The sequence below is a fragment of the Terrabacter sp. 05T424 genome (assembly GCF_056396225.1).
Genome location: NZ_JBFTLB010000001.1, coordinates 614188 through 634652, shown reverse-complemented (window position 1 = coordinate 634652; position 20465 = coordinate 614188). Strand labels below are relative to the sequence as shown.

17 protein-coding genes are annotated in these 20465 nt (G+C 71.5%); 4 read left to right on the top strand and 13 right to left on the bottom strand.

The features are described 5' to 3' along the window. Positions 1 to 2 precede the first annotated feature (2 nt). Both AC1DE0_RS02950 and AC1DE0_RS02945 read right to left on the bottom strand, forming a co-directional pair. Entirely contained in the window at positions 3 to 1490 is a 1488-nt protein-coding gene (locus AC1DE0_RS02950; protein WP_478096940.1) for a CpaE/TadZ family protein, read from the bottom strand. After that, positions 1487 to 2149 carry a CpaB family protein gene (locus AC1DE0_RS02945; protein WP_478096938.1) on the bottom strand — a complete coding sequence of 221 codons (663 nt, stop codon included), beginning with the start codon at positions 2147 to 2149 and terminating at the stop codon, positions 1487 to 1489. The genes AC1DE0_RS02950 and AC1DE0_RS02945 overlap by 4 nt, the downstream gene beginning before the upstream one ends. Before the next feature lie 195 nt (positions 2150 to 2344). Between AC1DE0_RS02945 and AC1DE0_RS02940 the strand changes: the two genes are divergently transcribed. After that, positions 2345 to 2572 carry a helix-turn-helix domain-containing protein gene (locus AC1DE0_RS02940; protein WP_478096936.1) on the top strand — a complete coding sequence of 76 codons (228 nt, stop codon included), beginning with the start codon at positions 2345 to 2347 and terminating at the stop codon, positions 2570 to 2572. Positions 2573 to 2637: 65 nt separating this feature from the next. Here the strand turns inward: AC1DE0_RS02940 and AC1DE0_RS02935 are convergent, their stop codons facing one another. Further along, the gene (locus AC1DE0_RS02935) at positions 2638 to 3186 is read right to left on the bottom strand and encodes a hypothetical protein (protein ID WP_478096934.1); all 549 of its coding nucleotides are present in this window, start codon (positions 3184 to 3186) and stop codon (positions 2638 to 2640) included. A 100-nt stretch (positions 3187 to 3286) separates the two neighbouring features. Between AC1DE0_RS02935 and AC1DE0_RS02930 the strand changes: the two genes are divergently transcribed. Then, positions 3287 to 4429 (top strand): LysM peptidoglycan-binding domain-containing protein, encoded by a 1143-nt coding sequence (locus AC1DE0_RS02930; protein WP_478096932.1) that lies wholly within the window; start codon positions 3287 to 3289, stop codon positions 4427 to 4429. After that, positions 4426 to 5025: an Rv3235 family protein gene (locus AC1DE0_RS02925; protein ID WP_478096930.1), complete on the top strand. Its 600-nt coding sequence runs from the start codon at positions 4426 to 4428 to the stop codon at positions 5023 to 5025. Before AC1DE0_RS02930 ends, AC1DE0_RS02925 begins: the two co-directional genes overlap by 4 nt. A 153-nt stretch (positions 5026 to 5178) precedes the next feature. On the opposite strand, the gene secA is transcribed toward AC1DE0_RS02925, so the two are convergent. The 9 genes from secA to AC1DE0_RS02880 form a co-directional block, all read right to left on the bottom strand. After that, entirely contained in the window at positions 5179 to 8010 is a 2832-nt protein-coding gene (secA, locus tag AC1DE0_RS02920) for a preprotein translocase subunit SecA (RefSeq protein WP_478096928.1), read from the bottom strand. 166 nt (positions 8011 to 8176) lie between these two features. Beyond that, the gene (locus AC1DE0_RS02915) at positions 8177 to 9379 is read right to left on the bottom strand and encodes a winged helix-turn-helix domain-containing protein (protein ID WP_478096926.1); all 1203 of its coding nucleotides are present in this window, start codon (positions 9377 to 9379) and stop codon (positions 8177 to 8179) included. A 15-nt stretch (positions 9380 to 9394) separates the two neighbouring features. Further along, positions 9395 to 10081, bottom strand: a complete 687-nt coding sequence (locus AC1DE0_RS02910; protein WP_478096924.1) for a response regulator — start codon at positions 10079 to 10081, stop codon at positions 9395 to 9397. Between the two features lie 138 nt (positions 10082 to 10219). Continuing rightward, a complete protein-coding gene (gene hpf / locus AC1DE0_RS02905; RefSeq protein WP_478096922.1) occupies positions 10220 to 10861 on the bottom strand; it encodes a ribosome hibernation-promoting factor, HPF/YfiA family in 642 nt (213 codons plus the stop codon). Between the two features lie 282 nt (positions 10862 to 11143). After that, the gene (locus AC1DE0_RS02900; protein ID WP_478096920.1) at positions 11144 to 12133 is read right to left on the bottom strand and encodes a ComF family protein; all 990 of its coding nucleotides are present in this window, start codon (positions 12131 to 12133) and stop codon (positions 11144 to 11146) included. Between the two features lie 142 nt (positions 12134 to 12275). Beyond that, a complete protein-coding gene (locus tag AC1DE0_RS02895; protein ID WP_478096918.1) occupies positions 12276 to 14069 on the bottom strand; it encodes an LpqB family beta-propeller domain-containing protein in 1794 nt (597 codons plus the stop codon). Continuing rightward, on the bottom strand, positions 14066 to 15775 hold the full coding sequence (mtrB, locus tag AC1DE0_RS02890) for an MtrAB system histidine kinase MtrB (RefSeq protein ID WP_478096916.1): 1710 nt from the start codon (positions 15773 to 15775) through the stop codon (positions 14066 to 14068). Before mtrB ends, AC1DE0_RS02895 begins: the two co-directional genes overlap by 4 nt. 1 nt (position 15776) lies before the next feature. Then, a complete protein-coding gene (gene mtrA / locus AC1DE0_RS02885; protein WP_478096914.1) occupies positions 15777 to 16454 on the bottom strand; it encodes an MtrAB system response regulator MtrA in 678 nt (225 codons plus the stop codon). 129 nt (positions 16455 to 16583) lie between these two features. Further along, on the bottom strand, positions 16584 to 17132 hold the full coding sequence (locus AC1DE0_RS02880) for a hypothetical protein (protein ID WP_478096912.1): 549 nt from the start codon (positions 17130 to 17132) through the stop codon (positions 16584 to 16586). 158 nt (positions 17133 to 17290) lie between these two features. Here AC1DE0_RS02880 and AC1DE0_RS02875 point away from each other — a divergent pair, with 158 nt between their 5' ends. Further along, the gene (locus AC1DE0_RS02875; protein ID WP_478096910.1) at positions 17291 to 18829 is read left to right on the top strand and encodes a hypothetical protein; all 1539 of its coding nucleotides are present in this window, start codon (positions 17291 to 17293) and stop codon (positions 18827 to 18829) included. 88 nt (positions 18830 to 18917) lie between these two features. Here AC1DE0_RS02875 and ahcY read toward each other — a convergent pair whose 3' ends face one another. Then, the gene (gene ahcY, locus AC1DE0_RS02870) at positions 18918 to 20354 is read right to left on the bottom strand and encodes an adenosylhomocysteinase (protein ID WP_478096908.1); all 1437 of its coding nucleotides are present in this window, start codon (positions 20352 to 20354) and stop codon (positions 18918 to 18920) included. Positions 20355 to 20465 lie beyond the last annotated feature (111 nt).

The window sequence follows — 20465 nt, the reverse complement described above, 5'->3', positions numbered from 1 at the left end:
CATCAGCCGACCGCGGCCGCGGCGCGCCGCCGGCCGCGGCTTCCTCGCCGCTCCCTGCGGTCCGAGCGACTGGCCTCGGGTGCCGTCCACGGCAGGATCGAGCTGAGGAGGTCCGCGACGGCGCGACGGACCGGCGACTCGGGCGCGTGCTCGACCAGCGAACGGCCGGCGAGGAGCGCTGCGTCGAGGGCGGCGGGGTCGTCGGGGACGAACCGCACCGACGAGAGTCCCGCGAACCGGAGCAGGGAGTCGGCGATGCGCGACTCGGGGCGTGACCCCACGGCCCCGGCCCGCACGCGGTTGACGACGGGCACCGGCGCGCCGGACGGCACGGTGCCGAGCTCCTGGAGGCCGCGGACGAAACGCTGCAGGCCCACCGGATCGGCCCCACCGACGGCCACGACGACGTCGGAGGCAGCCAGGGACGTCAGCGTCGCCTCGTTGCGGCGGGGCGCCGAGGTGTCGTAGCTCAGCTCTTCGTCGTCCTCGAGGCAGAAGCCGCAGTCGACGACGACCACCCCGACCAGCGACCTGGCGAGCTCGAGCACGCGCTCGAGCGCGGCGGAGCGCACCTCGGGCCAGCGCTCGGCCTTGGGCAGACCGGTGAGGACGCGCAGACCGGGCACGACCTCGGGAGCCACACGCGAGAGCATCGGCAGGTCGAGCAGACCCTGGTCGGCCGCGCGGCAGGCGGCCGCGATGCCCGGCGCCTCGTCGAGCAGACCGAGCGACTGCGCGACGCACCCGCCGTAGGTGTCGGCGTCGACGAGCAGCACGTCGACTCCGCGACTCGCGATCTCGGATGCGAGCGTCGTCGCGAGCACCGTGCGACCGGGCGCTCCCGTGGGGCCCCACACCGCCACCACGGGTGCCCGCTCGGGACCGCGGCGGCCGCCGCGGTCGGGGCCCTGGCTGGCGGTGCCCGGGGTGCCGTCGCCCGAGTGCTGCGAGGCCTCGCCCGTCGATGGGGCACCGGCCGGACGCCACCCGCCCGCGCCGTCGACGCCCGCCGTTCCGGCATCGGCGGTCACGGGTGTGCCCGCGGCGGTCGCCCCGATCGGGTCGCCACCACCGCCACCAGCGGCGTCGTCGGGTGCGGCGTCGAGCCCCGCGCCGCCGGTCAGGGCCGCCTCGAGGTCGTCGACGTCGTCGTTCTCGAGGCAGCGGGTCCAACGGTCGGGCCCCGCGTCGGCCGGGAGGGTGGTGCTGATGGCGAGCTGGCGCAGCCGGCGCTCGGCCTGCTCGTCGTCGGCGGGGTGCACGCCGATGACGCGGATCCGGTTGGCGCGCAGCCGGTCGACGACCGCGAGGTCCAGGCCGCGCAGGTCGGACGACACGACCGCGGTGTCGCCCAGGCCGGCCTCTGCGACCGAAAGGAGCTCGGACACGTCGGCGCAGCGCCGGCTCATCACGACGCCGCGGACGCCCTCGAGGGTCGTCGCGACCGCCGACTCCCAGTGGTGGCTGAGCGCCGTCAGGACCTCGGTCATGCCCCGCCGCCGGAGACCGCCCCGACCGATGGCACGAGGGTCAACTTGGACTCTGCATCGACTGCCTCGACGAGCGGTTGCACCTTGTCGGCGGGCACGTAGATCTGGACGGACGTCATCGACCCTGCGCCGAAGCCACCGCTGCTCGTCAGGACGTTGGCGACGGCCGCCGACTGCAGCACACGCTTGGTCGAGACCGACGCGTGGGCGCCGGACGACGTCGCCTTGGGTGTCACGAACACGTCGACGCGGCTTCCGCGGGTGAGTCCTGAGGTCGACATCGCGTCGGCACGCACCGTCACCCGCTGGACGTCCACCTCGTCGGCCGAGCCGACGGCGGAGACGGGCACCAGCTCGCCCGCCCGGACGTCACGGAGGATGAACGAGCCCGTCGGCGCCGGAGCATCGGCGCCGAGGTAGGCGTTCATGCCATCCGCCAGGCGGACGTCGGCCCGCACGAAGGACGCGGCCTCGACCGTGTCACCGGCCACGAGGTTGGTGGCCGCGACCCAGACCGGCACCCGGTCGTCGGCGCTCGCCACGGCCTTGGCGCCGAGCGTCGCGGCGAGGATGACGAGCAGCACGCCGACGACGAGGCGGCTGTCTCGCCACGACGGTCGTTGCAGTCGCTTGGCGCTCGGCCTGGCGAGCTCGGTCATGTGGGCCCCCTGTGGTCCGCTGTGGTCCGCTGTCGATGGCGACGCCGTGCGGGGATGGCCACCCCACGACACCGGGAACATCTTGCATCAGGTGGCGGCATACCGCTCGTCCGAGCCCACAGCTGTGGATGGCGGTCGGCGCCGCGGCCGTCACCCAACTACGATGAGGGCGTCCGACCCGGAGGAGGAGTCAACGTGGCCCAGCGGTTCCTGCAGCTCACCGAGGTGTCGGAGATCCTCAACATCTCCTCCGCCCAGGCCTACGCCCTGGTGCGTTCGGGCGAGCTGCCGGCCATCAAGATCGGTGGCCGGGGCCAGTGGCGCGTCGAGGCGACCGAGCTCGAGGGCTACATCCAGCGGATGTACGCCGAGACCAAGTCGTTCGTGCAGGCGCATCCGTTCGGCGGCAGCGGCGACGAGTGACCTCACGGCCCCGCAGGGCCGTGAGAGGCGCCCTCCTCCGCGGGTGGTGCGCGATCCCGTGCAGCTCAGTGGATCCGGCGCACCGACCCCAGTGACCAGAAGGGCACGAGCAGCCGGCCGGTGATGTTGGCGGCACGCCGCATCTCGTCGGGGGCGTGCTCGGCCAGCTCGAGGTGGTCGGCCCCCACGACATCGATCGTGCCGGTCACGGCACGACCGTCGACGTCAGCGAGCTCGACGACGGCACGGTCGCGACTCACGGCCCGGAGCGCCGCCCCCAACCCGAAGCGCTTGGCGACGACCGACGGCGTGCGGGCCCCGGGGGCCAGGCCGGTGATGCCGCGCACCGCGGCCAGGGCGACGAGGCAGGGGCGGTCGGGCGCGGTCTCCACCAGGGCCCAGTCCGGCCCCACGTCGGTCAGGCGACCGGTGATGACACGGCCCGGCAGACGCAGCCCCAGTGGGCTCGCCTCGACGTTGGCGAGCAGCCGGGTGTGCAGGTCGAGCAGGGCCCGCTCGCGGCGCGTGCGGTCGGCCACCTCCGCCTCGAGCTCGCGGCTCTCGTCGAGCGTCAGCTGGGCCGCGAGGTCGTCGAACAGTCGGTCCCAGCGCATGCCCTCACCCTCCCCTGTCGGACCGCTCTCGGCCACCGGACCGGTTTCTTGACCAACACCATACTTGACCAAACGCAAGCAAACTGCATTGAATGAGGTCATGCACAGGGGAAAGCACGCAGCAGCACAGGTCGACCGCGGTCTCGGGTCCGGGCGACGTGACATCTCCCTGCACCCGGCGCAGCGGCTCCCGCAGCCGCAGGTCGGCAGGGCCCACGGCCCGCTCTTCCGCGGTGTCGGTCTGGCCCTCATCGGCCTCGTCGTGTCCCTGATGGCCCTGCGGCTGCTGACGACCATTGCCACGCGTGGCACCGGGGCGCCGCCCGGGGCAGTTCGTCCCGACGACGTCCTGCTCGTCGTCCTGGCGTGGGTGGGTGCGGCCCTAGCGGCCTGGCTGACTCTCGGTTCGATCCTGGCTCTGGTCGCGACGCTTCCGGGCACCGCCGGCAGGCTCGCGGCCGCACTGGCCGAGCGCATCACACCGCTGGCGGCGCGCAAGGCGCTGACGCTGGTCCTCGGCGCCTCCGTCGGCTCGGTCGCCCTGCCGCCCGCACCGCTCTCCGTGGCCGGTTCGGGGCCGCTGCCCGTCAGTGCGGCCGAGGCCGTCACGACGACAGGCGGTCCCGCATTGGCCGATCTCGCACCCGGTTTCGTGCCCAGCCCCTCCCCCGGAGCTGCCGGCCCGCTCCTCGGTCCCGGCTTCACCCCGACGACCACGACCCCGACGACCACGACCTCGACGAGCACCACGCCGGCGAGCGCGACCCCGGCGGGCGTGCCCGACAGCGAGAGGAGGGCGCCCGCACCAGCCGGGCCGAACCGCCCGACCACGCCCCGGCGCGAGGCCCTCACGCCCGCCTTCGTCCCCACTCCCGCTGGGCCGAGCGGCGCTCACGACGACGAGGGCCCGGGCTACGTCCCGTCGGCACCTGTGCGCGTGCACGTCGCCGACCGCTCGCGCCTGCTGGCACCCCCGCCGAGGCCGACGGCCGGCACCCACGACGACGTCACCGTCCGTCGCGGCGACTCGCTGTGGACCGTCGCCGCCCGCCACCTCGGGCCGGGGGCCAGCGATGCACAGGTCGCTCGCGAGTGGCCGCGCTGGTATGCCGCCAACCGTGACGTGATCGGCGACGACCCCGACCTGATCGTGCCCGGCCAGCAGCTGCGGCCGCCCACTGCCCCGACACCGTCCGTCGACCGGACGGCGACCGTCTCGGCACAGCGAGGAGCCCACCGATGAGCAGCGCGTCCCGCACACCAGGCAGCACCCCTGACACCACCTCCGACAGCAGGTCCGAGAGCACCGCCGACGGCACCTCCCCCGACGCCGTCGCACCCGCCCCCGGAGGTTTCGTCGTGCGCCGCATCCCGCAGACCGCGCCCCGGGTCATCAGTGCCGACGAGGCCTGGCACGGCGAGCAGCCGTATGCCCAGGACGCCCTGGCCCTCGACTTCTTCGGCGCGCGAGACGACGAGGACTTCGGGCGCCAGCCGACCCACAGCAGCCTGCTTCCCGACCCGGCGCTCGTCGTGGGTCGCCTGGCGCAGGCCGTCATCGAGGTCGTGTCCGGCCAGCGGCCGGCACCCCAGCTGATCCGACACACGGCGCCCACCGTCTACTCGGTCATCGCGCGCCAGGCGATGGTGGCGGCCCGACGCCGGGCGCCGGGCCCACGGCGCGCGGCGGTGGTGCGACGCGTCCGGGTCTGCGAGCCCGCCGACGGCATCGTCGAGGCCTGCGCCGTCGTCGTGTCGCACGGGAGAGTCCGCGCCCTCGCGCTGCGGCTCGAAGGCCTCGACGGCCGCTGGCTCCTCACGGCGCTCACCATCGGGTGAACGCGCCAGGCCCGCGCCCGGTCAGGCCACCCGGCCCATCGAAAAAGCGATCCGTTCAGGTGGACGGATCGCTTTCTCGATGGGTTGTCGTCGTGGATGTGCCGGCCGAACGCTCGGTCGGAACGACGGAGCGGCCTCGGCCACGGCATACGGTCAGCGACGCTTGCGCTTGACCTTCTTGCCGCGACGGTCGGCCTGCCGCTCGACGGTCTGCTGGCCGCCCGACTCGACGGCGCGTCCGTCCTCGCCGGGGGCCGTGTAGCGGAGGGCACCTGAACGCTGCCCGTCGGTGTCGAGGTCGACGCCCGACACCCGGACGCCGGCGCCCGCACCGAAGGCGCGGCTGCCGTTCGTTCCGGCCGGCTCGTCGCCGTCGGACGCGGCACCGGTGGTGTCGTGGGGCACCGGGGAGGCTGCGAGGCCCCCGACGAGGTCGCCGACCGACATGGGAGCCGCGCCGACCGGGGCCGCGGGCGCCTCGGGCACCTGGACCTCCACCGAGAAGAGGTGCGAGACCGACTCCTCCTTGACCGCCTCCATCATCGCCTCGAAGAGCTGGAAGCCCTCGCGCTGGTACTCGATGAGCGGATCACGCTGGGCCATCGCGCGCAGGCCGATGCCCTCCTGCAGGTAGTCCATCTCGTAGAGGTGCTCGCGCCACTTGCGGTCGAGCACCGAAAGGACGACCCTGCGCTCGACCTCACGCATGGTCTCCGAGCCGAGGGTCTCCTCGCGCTCGTCGTACGCGTGGTGGGCGTCGGACATCAGCTGCTCGCGCAGCAGCTCGGCCGTGACGGCCTGGCGGCCACCCGCCATGTCCTCGACCTCCTCGATGGACAGCGACACCGGGAAGACCTGGCGCATGGCTTCCCACAGCTTCTCGAGGTCCCAGTCGGCGGCGAAGCCCTCGGCCGTGGCCGCGTCGACGTAGGAGTTGACGACGTCGTTGACGAAGAGCCGCAGCTGCTCGTGGAGGTCCTCTCCCTCGAGCACGGCGCGCCGCTCGTCGTAGATGACCTGGCGCTGACGGTTCATCACGTCGTCGTACTTGAGGACGTTCTTGCGGATCTCGTAGTTCTGGGCCTCGACCGCGCCCTGAGCCTTCTGGATCGAGTTCGTGACCATCTTCGACTCGATCGGCACGTCGTCCTCCATGCCGGCGGTCTGCATGAAGCGGTCGACGAGGCCGGCGTTGAACAGACGCATGAGGTCGTCGTTGAGCGAGAGGTAGAAGCGGGACTCGCCCGGGTCGCCCTGACGGCCGGAACGGCCACGCAGCTGGTTGTCGATGCGGCGCGACTCGTGACGCTCGGTGCCCAGGACGTAGAGACCACCGAGCTCGGTGACCTCCTCGTGCTCGGCGGCGACGTCGCTCTCGGCCTCGGCGAGGGCCTGGTCCCAGGCGGCTTCGTAGTCCTCCGGCGTCTCGTGAGGGTCGAGACCACGCTTCTTCAGCTCAGCCACGGCACGGAACTCCGAGTTGCCACCGAGCATGATGTCGGTGCCTCGACCGGCCATGTTCGTCGCGACGGTGACGGCGCCCTTGCGGCCGGCGTCGGCGACGATCGCCGCCTCGCGCTCGTGCTGCTTGGCGTTGAGCACCTCGTGCTTGATCCCGCGCTTCTTCAGCTGCTGGGAGAGGTACTCGCTCTTCTCGACCGACACGGTGCCGACGAGAACGGGCTGGCCGACCGCGTGCTTCTCCGCGATGTCGTCGACGACGGCGTCGTACTTGGCGACCTCGGTCCGGTAGACGAGGTCGGGCTGGTCCTTGCGGATCATCGGCCGGTTGGTCGGGATGGGGATGACGCCGAGCTTGTAGATGGAGTTGAGCTCGGCCGCCTCGGTCTGGGCCGTGCCCGTCATGCCGGAGAGCTTGTCGTACATGCGGAAGTAGTTCTGCAGGGTGATCGTGGCGAGCGTCTGGTTCTCGTTCTTGATCTCGACGCCCTCCTTCGCCTCGATGGCCTGGTGCATGCCCTCGTTGTAGCGACGGCCTGGCAGCATGCGGCCCGTGTGCTCGTCGACGATGAGGATCTCGCCGTTCATGACGACGTAGTCCTTGTCCTTCTTGAACAGCTCCTTGGCCTTGATGGAGTTGTTGAGGTAGCCGATGAGCGGCGTGTTGACGGTGTCGTAGAGGTTGTCGATGCCGAGCAGGTCCTCGACGCGGGCGATGCCCGACTCGAGCACGCCGACGGTGCGCTTCTTCTCGTCGACCTCGTAGTCGCCTCGGCCGTCCTCGCCGCGGTTGAGTCGCGCTGCGATGCGGGCGAACTCGACGTACCACTTCGTCGCCAGGTCGGCCGGGCCGGAGATGATGAGCGGCGTGCGGGCCTCGTCGATGAGGATGGAGTCGACCTCGTCGACGATGCAGAAGTTGTGGCCGCGCTGGACGAGCTCGGACGGGTCCCACGCCATGTTGTCGCGCAGGTAGTCGAAGCCGAACTCGTTGTTGGTGCCGTAGGTGATGTCCTTGGCGTACTCGGCGCGACGCTGCTCGGGCGTCATCTGGCTCAGGATGCAGCCGGTCTCCATGCCGAGGGCACGGTGCACACGGCCCATGAGCTCGGACTGGTACTCGGCCAGGAAGTCGTTGACGGTGATGACGTGCACGCCCTTGCCCGAGAGCGCGTTGAGGTAGCTGGGCAGGGTCGCGACGAGGGTCTTGCCCTCACCGGTCTTCATCTCGGCGACGTTGCCCTGGTGCAGCGCGGCGCCACCCATGAGCTGCACGTCGAAGTGGCGCTTGCCCAACGTGCGCTTGCTCGCCTCACGGACGGCGGCGAAGGCCTCCGGCAGGAGCATGTCGAGGGTCTCGCCCTTGTCGAGGCGCTCGCGGAAACCCTTGGTCTCGTCGCGCAGCTCTTCGTCGGTGAGCTTCTCGAAGTCGGCCTCGAGGGCGTTGACCTGCTTGGCGATGCCCTGGAGCTTCTTCAGGGTCCGGCCTTCGCCGGCGCGAAGCAGCTTCTCGATGACGGCCATCTGGTGATCTCACTCCCGACTGAACGTGTGGACTCGCCCGGTGGGCGGGCTCCATCGCCCGTGATGGGTCACGGGACCCGCCTAGGCTAGCCGCCTTCCCGACGGAACGACCAACGCACCGGCCCACGCTCGGGTTCCGCGTCTGCGGCGGAGGACCGGTGAACGCTCAGGCGGCCGCGAGATCGATGCGCGAGAGCCCCAGCCACGCGGCCATCGACTCGAGGTTGGCCACGAGCGCGGGCCGCGCCTCCGGAGGTGCACCGGGCTCCCAGGTGACCCGGTGGCAGCGCAGCACGCCGGCCGCACGGTCGGCCTTGAGGTCGCAGCGTGCCACCAACGCGTCTCCGAAGAGGAACGGCAGCACGTAGTAGCCGTGCACCCGCTTGTGGGCCGGCGTGTAGATCTCGATGCGGTAGTGGAAGTCCCACAGGGCGAGGATGCGTTCGCGCTGCCAGACCAGGGAGTCGAACGGGCTGAGCAGCGCCTCGGCGTGGACCCGCCGGGGCAGGCGGGCGTCGGCGTGCAACCAGGCCGGCTTCCACCCGGGCACCGTGACCGGCACCAGCTCGCCGTCGGAGACGAGCTTCTCGATCGCCGGGCGGGCCTCCTCGCGCCGGATGCGGAAGTAGTCGGCCAGGCACAGCTCGGTGCCGACGCCGTGCGCCCGCGCGGCGATGCGCACCAGCTCCACGAAGCGTTCGGGGTCGGCCGGCTGTCCGGGGCGTTCGGTCCACGCGGCGCGCAGGACCGGTGGGGCCGTGGCCTCGAGGGCGGCGTAGCGCCGCTCGAAGGCGGTGGTGCGCCCTGCGGAGCTGATGCGACCCGCCCAGAAGAGGTACTCGAGAGCCTGCTTGACCTCGGACCAGTTCCACCCCCAGTTGCCGCTGCTGCGGGGCTGGTCGTGCGCCAGCGCCACCTCGACCTCGCGCGCCGTCATCGGGCCGCGCGCCTCGACCTCGGCCTGCACGACGTCGACGAACCCGGGCCGCTCCTGCAGGATGCGGCGCATGCCACCCCACGCCTTCTCGGCGGCGGCGCGCATGCGGAAGTCGAGCAGCGGCCAGGTCGACGGGGGGACGAGACTCGCCTCGTGGGCCCAGTACTCGACGAGCCGGCGGGGTGCCCGGTCGCGCGCCCGGTCGAGCAGGGCCGTGTCGTAGGGGCCGAGCCGGGCGAACAGGGGGAGGTACTGGCTGCGCGCCACGACGTTGACGCTGTCGATCTGGATGACCCCGACGCGGTCGATGACCCGCTGGACGTGTCGCATCGTCGCCGTGAAGGGCGCCGGGCGTGGGTCGAGGAAGCCCTGGGCCGCGATGGCGACGCGGCGCGCCTGGGCCCGCGTCATCGCACGGGTGGCCACGGTCATGCGGTCACCCGCCGCTCACTCCCCGGGGTCGATGAGCCGCTGGCGGACGGCATACATGGCCGCCTCCATGCGCGAGTGCATCTGGAGCTTGTCGAGGATGTTGCGGATGTGGTTGCGCACGGTGTTCTCGGAGATGAACAGCTCGCCGGCGATCTCGCGGTTGAGCTTGCCGCGCGCGACGAGCTTGAGGATCTCGAGCTCGCGGTCGGTCAGCCGGGGCAGCTCGAGCCCGGGGGTGGGCGCGGGGACGGTCTCACGCTGGCTGATCTGCGCGAACTCGAGCAGCAGCTTGGAGGCCATCAGGGGTGACAGCAGGGACTGGCCGTGGAAGACGCCGCGTATGCCGGCCGCCACCTCCTCGGGAGGGACGTCCTTGAGCAGGTAGCCGTTGGCGCCGGCCCGGACCGCCTCGAAGAGGTTCGCCTCGTCGTCGGAGCTCGTCAGCATCAGGATGCGGGCGGACGGCACCCGCTGCTTGATGACGCGGCACGCGTCGATGCCGCCGCGCTTGGGCATGCCGACGTCCATGACGATGACGTCGGGAAGCTTCTCCTCTGCCTGGTCGACAGCCTCGACGCCGTCGGCCGCCTCTCCGACGATCTCGATGCCGTCCTCGGTCGCGAGCACGGTCTGCAGCCCACGTCGGTAGAGCGCGTGGTCGTCGACGATGAGGACGCGGATGACGTCAGGCGGCGGGTTCACGCGGCCAGTTTGTCAAAGACTGCCGACACCGCGCTCGGCGAGGTGCGAGCGCGACGACGGGTGCGCCCGCGAGGGCGGGAACGGACGGGTCGAGGCGCCCCGCGGGGACGCCTCGACCCGGTGCCGGCCAGCGGCTGCTCAGCCGGTGGCCGCGACGTCGACGTCGGTCTCGAGGTGCAGCACCCCGTAGCTCCACCCGCGTCGCCGGTAGACCACGCTCGGGCGGTCGGTGTCGGCGTCGTGGAAGAGGAAGAAGTCGTGGCCCACGAGCTCCATCTGGTTGACGGCGTCCTCGAGCGACATGGGGGCCGCGGTGTGGATCTTCTCGCGCACCTCGATGGGCGAGTTGCCGAGGGCGCCGAAGCGCTCCAAGTCGTCGACCCCGCCGCCGGCAGCACTGTCGGCCTCGGCGGGACGCGAGCCGTTGGCTGCTGCGTCGATGCGCGCGGTCGCCTGTGCGACCGACTCGGGGATCCGTCGTCCGCGGCTGACCCGCCGCTTGTCGTGCACCCGCCTGAGGCGTTCCATGAGCTTGTCCACGGCCGCGTCGAGGGCGGCGTACTTGTCGTCGAGACAAGCCTCCGCCCTGATCACGGGTCCCTTTGCGTGGCAGGTGATCTCGACCTTCTCGGACCCGCGGGCAACTCGCTCGTGGGTGACGACGACGTCGACACGGTGCACCTTGGGGGCGAGCGCCTGGACCTTGGCCAGTCGTTCGTCGAGCTGCTCACGGAATCGGTCGGGGATCTGGACGTGGCGTCCAGTGACGACGATCTCCACAGTTCCTCCTTGATCGCGCACGTCTTCTTCGTGCGCCGCAGTGAGAGTGGTCCGGGCCTCTGGTCACCTAGGACAGGCCCGCGGTCAACGCGGCACCACCTCTTCCGGTCGATCACGTCCCGAGGAGTCGACCGGAAGGCCGCTCCCATGGGGACGGGGGTCCATGCCCCGACACTACTTGGGCCTCGCGTCCACTGGGAAGGCATCCGGCGGAACCTGCTGGAACATCACATTCCGCCTTCTCGCACAGGCGCTCGGCACCTCGCCACGGGCACCCCGGAGTCACCCGCGAGTCCGCTGCGTGGCCGCCATGGCGGCCCCCACGACCGGTCCCGCGCCCGCCTCCCGCAGGGCTCTCGCAGCCTCGGCGAGAGTGGCTCCCGTCGTCACCACGTCGTCGACCAGCAGACACCTTCGATGGCGAACGACGTTGTGCCACAAGGGCTTCACGGTCAACGCCTCCTTCAGGTTGCCGCGACGTGCTGCCGTGCCGAGTCCCGACTGGTCCTCGACGCGGCGCACGTGCCGGAGGGCCGGGGCGACCCGGAGGACGAGCCCGGCGCCGGCACCGGAGCCACGTCGAGGGTCGGCCCCGTCGGGCCCGCCGACGACGGCGACCGCCGCTCGACAGAGGTCGACGATCGGCGTGTCGCCGCGCTGACGCTCGGCGCGCCGCGACGACGGGGCGGGCACCACGAGCACGGTCCCGTCGACCCACCCGACGCCCTCGAGAGCACCCGCGATCGACGCTGCCAACACCGGCTCGAGCACGCACACGAGGTCGCGCCGGCCACCGTCCTTCCAGGCCGAGATGACGGCGCGGAGGGGGTCGGCGTAGATGCCCCAGGCATGCACCGGCGGCATCGCGCCCGGCGCGCGGTGCGGCACCACCCACGGGGCACCACCGACCCGCGCCGGCCCCGTCTCGAACGACACCGGTGGTTCCACCGGGCCGGGCCCCCGGGCCGGGGTGCCCTCGACACCAGCAGGGGCCGTACGCGTACGTCCCCTCGGTGGGTCTGCGCGGACTGAGCGGGCTGAGGAGACCCCGGGCGCCGAGGGGGCGGCGAAGGCGAGCGCAGCCAGGGCACGGGCGCAGCGCACACACCACTCCTCGCCCGCGCGACGACACCCGCCGCACTCACGGGGCAGCACCAGGTCGAGCAGCTCGCTCCCCCGCACCACGGCGACCTGCTGCGCGAGCAGGTCACGAGCCCGCCGGGCCCACCCCTCTGCGCCGTGGCCGGTCACCTGCCCCACTCCCGTCGACACCGTTCGGTCATGGAGCCAGCCAAGCGGCTCCAGCCGGGTGTGGGCTCCCCCGTCGCCGCCCTGGGGACAAGAATTAGCCCCGCCAAGGGGGTGTGGAGGAGCCCGGCTCGTACGCGGTTCGGGCGGTGGTTCGGGACTCGGCTCAGCCGCCGGGAACGAGCACGTCGCTGCCCTGCTCGATCGGCGGCCAGTTGGACCCCGCTCGCGCGAGCACTCGGTTGTCGCTCGTGACGATGATGATGCCGCGAGGCCCCCCGACCGACGTGATGGTCACAGCGCCGGGGACGGCGTTGAGGCGCCCGACCTCCCGGCGAGTGCCGTCGACACCGGATCCGATCGTGGCGAGCCAGGGCCGCATCGGGTCGCCCGACTTGACCTGTCCGAGGAGCGCATAGCTGGTCGGGTCCAGCCAGGTCACGTCCTGGATGCGGGTGAGGGACTGGGCCTGCCGCAACGGCGCGATCAGTGACTGCGGCTCGCCGTTCGACGCCCGGACGACACCGCTGAGCCCGACCTGCTCGTCGATGCCGTTGCGGTCGGTCGTGACGAGCAGCAGGCGCGTGCCGTCGGCCGACATTGACAGCGAGGTGATCCGTCGGTCCTTGAGCCAGGGCGTGGCGATTGCCTTCGGCGTCGCCTTCGGGTCGCTCGACACCGCGTCGAGCACGTAGACACGGTCGGCGCCCGAGTCGTCCACTCCTGCGATCCAGAGGTAGCCCGGCTGGTCGTACACCGGGCGGATCAACGCCGTCGCGAAGGGTGGCACCGCCCGTGTCGGGTCGGTCGACCGCCAGATCGAGAGGTCGTTGCGGTCACCCGACACGGCGGCCACCTGTCGGCCGTCGGCGGACAGCGCGAGGTTGCGCCATGTGTCGGGGATGCGCCGGAGGTCGCCGTCCTTGGGCTTGAGGTCCGGACGCTTCGCCGCCTGGGTGTCAGGGACGTACCGCGGGTCGAAGCGCCGGATCGTGTCACCTCGTCGCAGCAGCGCCGTGTCGAGCGGGGCCTGCGACGCGACTTCGTAGCCGAGCTCGCTCGGCGAGCCCACCGAGGTGACCCCCCCGGGCAGCTCGAGCGGTGTGTTGTCGACCGACAGGGAGACCGAGCCCACCGTCGCGACCTGGCTCAGTGTCTTGGTCAGCTGCGCCCACATCGCAGCCCGTGCCGCGGGGTCGGCCGAGAGGGCTTGGCTGCTCAGGTTGACCTGCGCCCGCCCGTTGGACACGGGCACGGCGTTGACGGCGAGGCTCGTGCCGGCCGGGACCCCGGTGGTGACGGCGCCGGCCAGGTGCGGCGGCAGCGTGCTCAGCTGGGCCCGCGCCAGAGTGGTGGCGAGACGCGGCCCGTTCGGGAACCAGCGGGAGTCGGGGACCAGGGTGCGCCCGGTCGGGCTCACGTAGTAGATGAAGCGGTTGGCGAAGAGGCGGTTGAACTGGTCATTGTCGAGCCACAGCCCGAAGCCGCTGGTGGGCAGCTCGATCCGCCACTCGCCTCCGACCTTGGCCAGACCGAGCACGAGTCGCTCGCGCACCCCGGGCGGCTGCTCGACGTAGCGGCCGTCGGGGGTCAGCCGGGCCAGCACCTCGGCCGTGACCTCGACGGAGTCCTCGTCGACCTGCCGCAGGGCGAGGTCGCCGTCGTAGACGATCACGTCGGCGTTGGACCAGCGCCACAGGTCGACCGACTGGGGCGCCAGGAAGCTCTTGCCCGTGGCGTGGGTCTCGTCGGCGTCCTCTCCCGCCCGGAGGAAGCCGCGCACGACGGCTTCCTGGCTGGCGCCCGCGGCGGGGCCGACCGCGACCACGCGCACCGGCTCGTTGACGACGTCGCCGAGCACCCTTCCCTCGATCACCGGGCCCGTGGTCGGCAGACCGCCACACCCCGCGAGGAGGCTGGCGGCCGCCACGATCAGGGCGACCAGCAGGCGGCGTCTCACGGGGAGCGCTCCACGGTGATGCGTCTCAGGCGGAGCGTGTCGTCGTCGGCCCCGTCGGAGGCCGTCGCCCGGGCGGCACGGGCTGCCTCGGCCGCGAGCGGGCTCAGTGGCAGGGGCGAGCTCGTGATCGTCGCGTCGGCCATGCGCGGCAGGGTGAGCCGGAAGCAGGAGCCCTCGCCGCGTGCACCCCACGCCTCGAGCCGGCCGGCGTGCAGGCGGGCATCCTCCAGCGCGATGGCAAGGCCCAGGCCCGTGCCGCCGGTCGTGCGGGCCCGAGCCGGGTCGGCCCGCCAGAAGCGGGTGAAGACGAGTGCCGCCTCGCCGGGTCGCAGGCCCACCCCGTGGTCACGGACGGTCACGGCGACGGCAGTGTCGTTGAAGCCTATCGTCACCTCCACAGGCTTGGACTCACCGTGCTCGATGGCGTTGGAGACGAGGTTGCGCAGGATGCGCTCGATGCGGCGCGAGTCCATGTCAGCGATGACGGGTGCGGCCGGGGTGTTGACCACGAGCCGGGTGCCCTTGCGAGCGGCGAGGGTGCGGTGGGCGTCGACGGCCCGCTCGACACACGCTCGCAGGTCGCTCGCCTCGACCTCGAGCACCGCGGCACCGGCGTCGAAGCGGGAGATCTCGAGCAGGTCGCTCAGCAGGGACTCGAAGCGGTCGAGCTCGCCGCGCAGCAGCTCGGCCGAACGGGCCACGGTCGGCTCGAAGTCGCCGCGCGAGTCGTGGATGAGGTCGCCGGCCATGCGGATGGTCGTCAGCGGGGTGCGCAGCTCGTGGGAGACGTCGGAGACGAACCGCTGCTGGACGCGCGAGAGGTTCTCCAGCTGGGCGATCTGCTGCTGGATAGAGGCGGCCATGCCGTTGAACGAGGTGCCGAGGCGCGCGAGGTCGTCCTCGCCCTTGGCCCGCATGCGCTCGTTGAGGTTGCCCTCGGCGAACCGCTCGGCCACGGCGGCGGCGCGTCGGACCGGGTCGGCCACGAGGCGCGTGACGACGAACGCGATCGCCCCGATCAGCACGATGAGGGCGAATCCCCCGACGAGGAAGGTGTTGCCGATCGAGCTGATGATCTCGCGCTCGCGGTCCATCGGGTAGATGAAGTAGAGGCCGTAGTTGCCGGCGACGGGAAGCACGACCGTCTGGCCGACGATGACGGCCGAGATGCTGTCGTTGCCCTCGTTGATGGTCGCGACCTGCAGGTGCTGGCGGTCGGTGTGCGACGCGACCTGCCGGCGCAGCTCGTCGGGGATGAAGCGCAGGCCGACGCTGCCGCTCTCGATCGACCTGACGTTGAAGGGCGACGTGTTGTCGTCGGAGCGGGTCAACACGACGTAACGGGTCTCGTTGCCGGCGTCGCGCCGGTAGGAGTTGACCAGGGTCGTCGCGAACTGCGTCAGCTTCGCCTCGGTGTCGGTCTGGTCGGTCGAGTCGAACTTGTCCTGGGCGTCCTGCGCGTCACGCAGGCTGTCCTCCGCCGCGATGCGCTGGCGGCTGTCGACGAGGTTCTGCGCGATGGAGCCGTAGAGGTAGGTGCCGACCGCGGTGAGGACGAGGATGCCCAGCAGCATCGTCACGACGACGACGCGGAAGCCGAGGGACGCCCGCCAGAGGTGCAGGATTCGCTGCCACCAACCGCGCAGCGTCGAACCGGCCCGCGAGGCCAGGCCTGCGAGTCCGCTGGTGGCCTGCCCCTCACTCATCTCAGGAGGGACCGGCCTTGTATCCGACGCCGCGGACGGTCACGACGATCTCGGGGCGCTCGGGGTCGTGCTCGATCTTGGAGCGCAGCCTCTGGACGTGCACGTTGACCAGGCGTGTGTCGCCGGCATGGCGGTAGCCCCACACCTGCTCGAGCAGCACTTCACGGGTGAACACCTGCCAGGGCTTGCGCGCCAGTGCGACGAGCAGGTCGAACTCGAGCGGCGTCAGCGACAGCGCCTGGCCGTCACGCTTCACGGAGTGGCCGGCAACGTCGATGTCGAGGTCGCCGATCGACAGCTTCTCGGGAGCCGGCTCGTCACCGCGACGCAGGCGAGCGCGTACGCGTGCGATGAGCTCCTGCGGCTTGAAGGGCTTGACGACATAGTCGTCGGCCCCGGACTCGAGACCCACGACGACGTCGACGGTGTCGGTGCGGGCCGTGAGCATGACGATGGGTACGCCGCTCTCGGCGCGGATGCGCCGGCACACCTCCATGCCGTCGAGCCCCGGGAGCATGACGTCGAGGAGCACGAGGTCGGCCCGCGACTCGCGGAAGGCGCCCACGGCCTCGGAGCCGTCGGCCACGTGGGTGACCTCGAGCCCCTCGTTGCGCAGCACGATCCCGAGCATCTCGGCGAGCGCGAGGTCGTCGTCGACGACCAGAACGCGTCCCTTCACGACACACTCCTTCCCGGGTCCGTGGACCACGGCCCCGTATGTCCTGACCAAATCATCACACACGCACGGCGACGGCCCGGCGCAATCTGGTGCGCGCCCGGCTGCGTCACTGCTGGTTCACCCCACGGCTCAGCCCTGCGTGATGTACCACTTCCCGGCGATCTTGACCGCCTTGAAGGTCGAGACGACGTCGGCGGCGAGCGCAGGCTCGGTGGTGACGCTCTCGAAGCTGGCGCTGTTGCCGTTGATCGTGGCCCCGTTGATCTGCAGGCCCTGGAAGGCCGCGCCCAGCTCCTTGATCTGGTCGAGCATCGGCGTGATCGACGAGCCGCAGGCGGCCGCGGCACCCGGGATGCTCGTGATGGCCTTGCCGCCCGCTGCCATGAGCGAGCACACGGCGGTGCCGTCGCCGGCCACCATGGACCCGAGCCACGAGGTCATCGCCGCCTCCGGCGTGGACTGGTCGATGGGGGGCCGGGTCGCGGAGGCGGTCGCCGTGCTCGAGTCGTCTGCCGTGCCGGTCGACATCGAGTCGGTGGGCGTGGTCGCGGTCGACGAGGAACCGGTCGAGGAACCGATCGGGGAGGCGGGGGCAGCCCCCTGGTCGGGCGACTTCGAGCAGCCGGCGAGCGTGACGGACAGCGCCAGTGCGAGCGCACCGGGGAGGAGCTTGTTCATGGAGGGTCCCTGCGATCCAGGTGGTCGGTGAGTCTGGCAATCCTCCCACGCGGGCATCGGAACGGCCCGCCGTCGAGGTCGCCCCGACGCCGCACCAATCCACCCAAAACGCCCCGATCACGCGTGCGAGCGGGGATGATCGGGCGGTGACGAGCGACATGAGGGAACTCGCCCCGACGACCGCCGCGACCGACACGACCGAGGCGACGGACGCGACGGACGCGACGGACGCGGCCGCGAGGACCGAGCCGACCACCGTTCCGGCCGTTGTCGTCGGCGACTCCACTCCGGAGACCGGCCGTCGGTCCGTGCTCCCCCTGCTGCTGCGCCAGCTCCTCCCGGGTCTCGTCGTCTTCTTCACCGTGCTGCGCATGGTGAAGCCCGTCGACGACCCCGACACCTTCTGGCACATCGCGGCCGGAGACCGCCTGCGCGAGACGTGGACGTTCAGCGGTCCCGACCCGTGGAGCACGATGTCGACGCAGCCCTGGCGACTGCACGAGTGGCTCCCCGAGCTGGTCATGAGCTGGGCCCAGCAGACCTTCGGCCTCGCCGGGGTCTCGTGGCTGCTCCCCGCAGGCGCTGCGGCGGTCGTCCTGTGCTTCTGGGTGGTCGTCCGCCGGCAGGCGCCCTTGCTCGTCGCCACGATCGTTCTCGTCGTCGCGACCGTGGCCCTGAGCGGCAGCCTCTCGCTTCGCCCCCACCTCGTGTCGTTCGCCCTCGCCGCGGTCACCACGGGCGCGTGGCTGGCGACGCGTCGCGACCTCAGGCCGCGCTGGTGGCTCGTGCCGCTCACGTGGGTCTGGGCCTGCAGCCACGGCATGTGGTTCGTCGGTGTCGCGATCGGGCTCGTCGCCCTGGTCGGCTTCTTCCTCGACGGGACGGTGCGCGGCCGGGCTTGGCTGCGACTGGCCCTCGTGCCTCTCGCGTCGCTCGCCGTCGCCGCACTCACACCCGTCGGCCCTGAGCTGCTCGTGGCGCCGTTCACCGTGCGCGAGTACGCGAAGTTCGTGACCGAGTGGCGATCCCCCTCTCTGACAGATGCTGCCTTCATCGCCTTTCTCGTCGTGGCGGCGCTCACCCTGCTGATCTGGTCCCGGGAGAGGCGGCGCACTCCCTGGACCGAGATCCTGCTCGTGGGCCTCGCCATCGGCTTCGCCCTGCTCTACGTGCGCACGATCGCCGTCGGCGGCGCCATCATCGCGCCGATGGCCGCCATGGCGATCGCGCGCGTCGTCCGGCTCCCCCGCGAGCCGATCGCCCGACGCGAGGTCGCCCTGACGCTCGGGCTGTCGGCGGCGGCCCTCGCGGTCGCCGGCCTGCTGGCACCGTCGCGTGGCGCCCAGCCCGCGTGGGGTCCCAACGACCTGGACCGCCCGATCGCCGCTCTGCCCGCCGGCACCGTGCTGTGCAACGACTACGGCAGCGGCGGCTGGCTCATCTGGAAGCACCCGAACGTGCGTCCCGCCATCGACGGGCGGACCGAGATCTACGCCGTGAAGCACGTCGAGGCCTACATGACCTTCCAGAACGCGGCACCGGGCTGGGACGCCTACCTCCAGCGGACCGGTTGCCGCTGGGCCCTCGTCCCGTCGGACCTGCCCGTTGCCGAGGCCCTCGTCCGCCAGGCCCACTGGACGGTGGCCGCCCGCGGCTCGACCTACCTGCTGCTCCGGTCCTCTGCCGCGTCGGGCTGAGGTCACCCGAGACGGACGTATGCCGTCCCCCTCGCGAGGGGGACGGCATACGTTCTCGGGGGGGCGGGCTCAGCCCGTCCGGGTCGGCTCAGTAGCGGTAGTGCTCCGGCTTGTACGGGCCGGCGACGTCGACGCCGAGGTACTCGGCCTGGCCCTTGGTCAGCTCGGTGAGCCGGACGCCGAGGGCGTCGAGGTGCAGGCGCGCGACCTTCTCGTCGAGGTGCTTCGGCAGGGTGTAGACCTGCTTGGCGTACTCGCCGGGCTTGGTGAAGAGCTCGATCTGGGCGATCGTCTGGTTCGAGAACGAGTTGCTCATGACGAAGCTCGGGTGGCCGGTGGCGTTGCCGAGGTTCATCAGGCGGCCCTCGGAGAGGACGATGATCGAGCTGCCCGAGGTGAACGTCCACTCGTGGACCTGAGGTTTGATCTCGGTCTTCTGGATGCCGGGGACCCGGCCGAGGCCGGCCATGTCGATCTCGTTGTCGAAGTGGCCGATGTTGGCGACGATCGCCTTGTTCTTCATCTTCGTCATGTGGTCGGCCGTGATGACGTCGTAGCAGCCGGTCGTCGTGATGAAGATGTCGGCGCTGTCGACGACGTCGTCGAGTCGGGCGACCTGGAAGCCCTCCATCGCCGCCTGCAGTGCGCAGATGGGGTCGATCTCGGTGACGATGACGCGCGCGCCCTGGCCGCGGAGCGACTCGGCGCAGCCCTTGCCCACGTCGCCGTAGCCGGCCACGACGGCGACCTTGCCACCGATGAGGACATCGGTCGCGCGGTTCAGCCCGTCGATGAGCGAGTGACGGCAGCCGTAGGTGTTGTCGAACTTGCTCTTGGTCACGGCGTCGTTGACGTTGATGGCCGGGAAGAGCAGCTCGCCGGCCTCGGCCAGCTGGTAGAGGCGGTGGACGCCGGTCGTGGTCTCCTCGGTGACGCCCTTGATGCCGCCGGCGACCGTGGTCCACTTCTGCGGGTCGGTGGCCATCGTCTGGCGTACGAGCTCCTTGAAGACGCCGAACTCCTCGGAGTCGTCCTCGGTGGTAGCGGGCACCTGCCCGGCCTTCTCCCACTCGAGGCCCTTGTGGACGAGCATCGTGGCGTCGCCACCGTCGTCGAGGATCATGTTCGGGCCCTCACCGCCGGGCCAGGTGAGGATCTGGTCGGTGCACCACCAGTACTCGGGAAGCGTCTCGCCCTTCCAGGCGAAGACGGGGACGCCCTGCAGGTCGTCCGCCGAGCCCTTCGGCCCGACGACGACCGCGGCCGCGGCCTCGTCCTGCGTCGAGTAGATGTTGCACGAGGCCCAGCGGACCTCGGCGCCGAGCGCGGTGAGCGTCTCGATGAGGACGGCCGTCTGGACGGTCATGTGCAGCGAGCCGGCGATGCGCGCGCCCTTGAGGGGCTGGGCGGCGGCGTACTCCTCACGGATGGCCATGAGGCCGGGCATCTCGTGCTCGGCGAGGCGGAGCTGGTGTCGGCCGGCCTCGGCGAGGCCCAGGTCGGCAACCTTGTAGTCGAAGGACATGAGTGATCGTTTCCTTTGATGGTCGGTCTGCTGACCCGGCGCGCCCCTCTGGGCTCATCTGGCGGGTCATCACCCACGCCGGCAGTCCACGAGTCTAGCGGCGACGTCGCG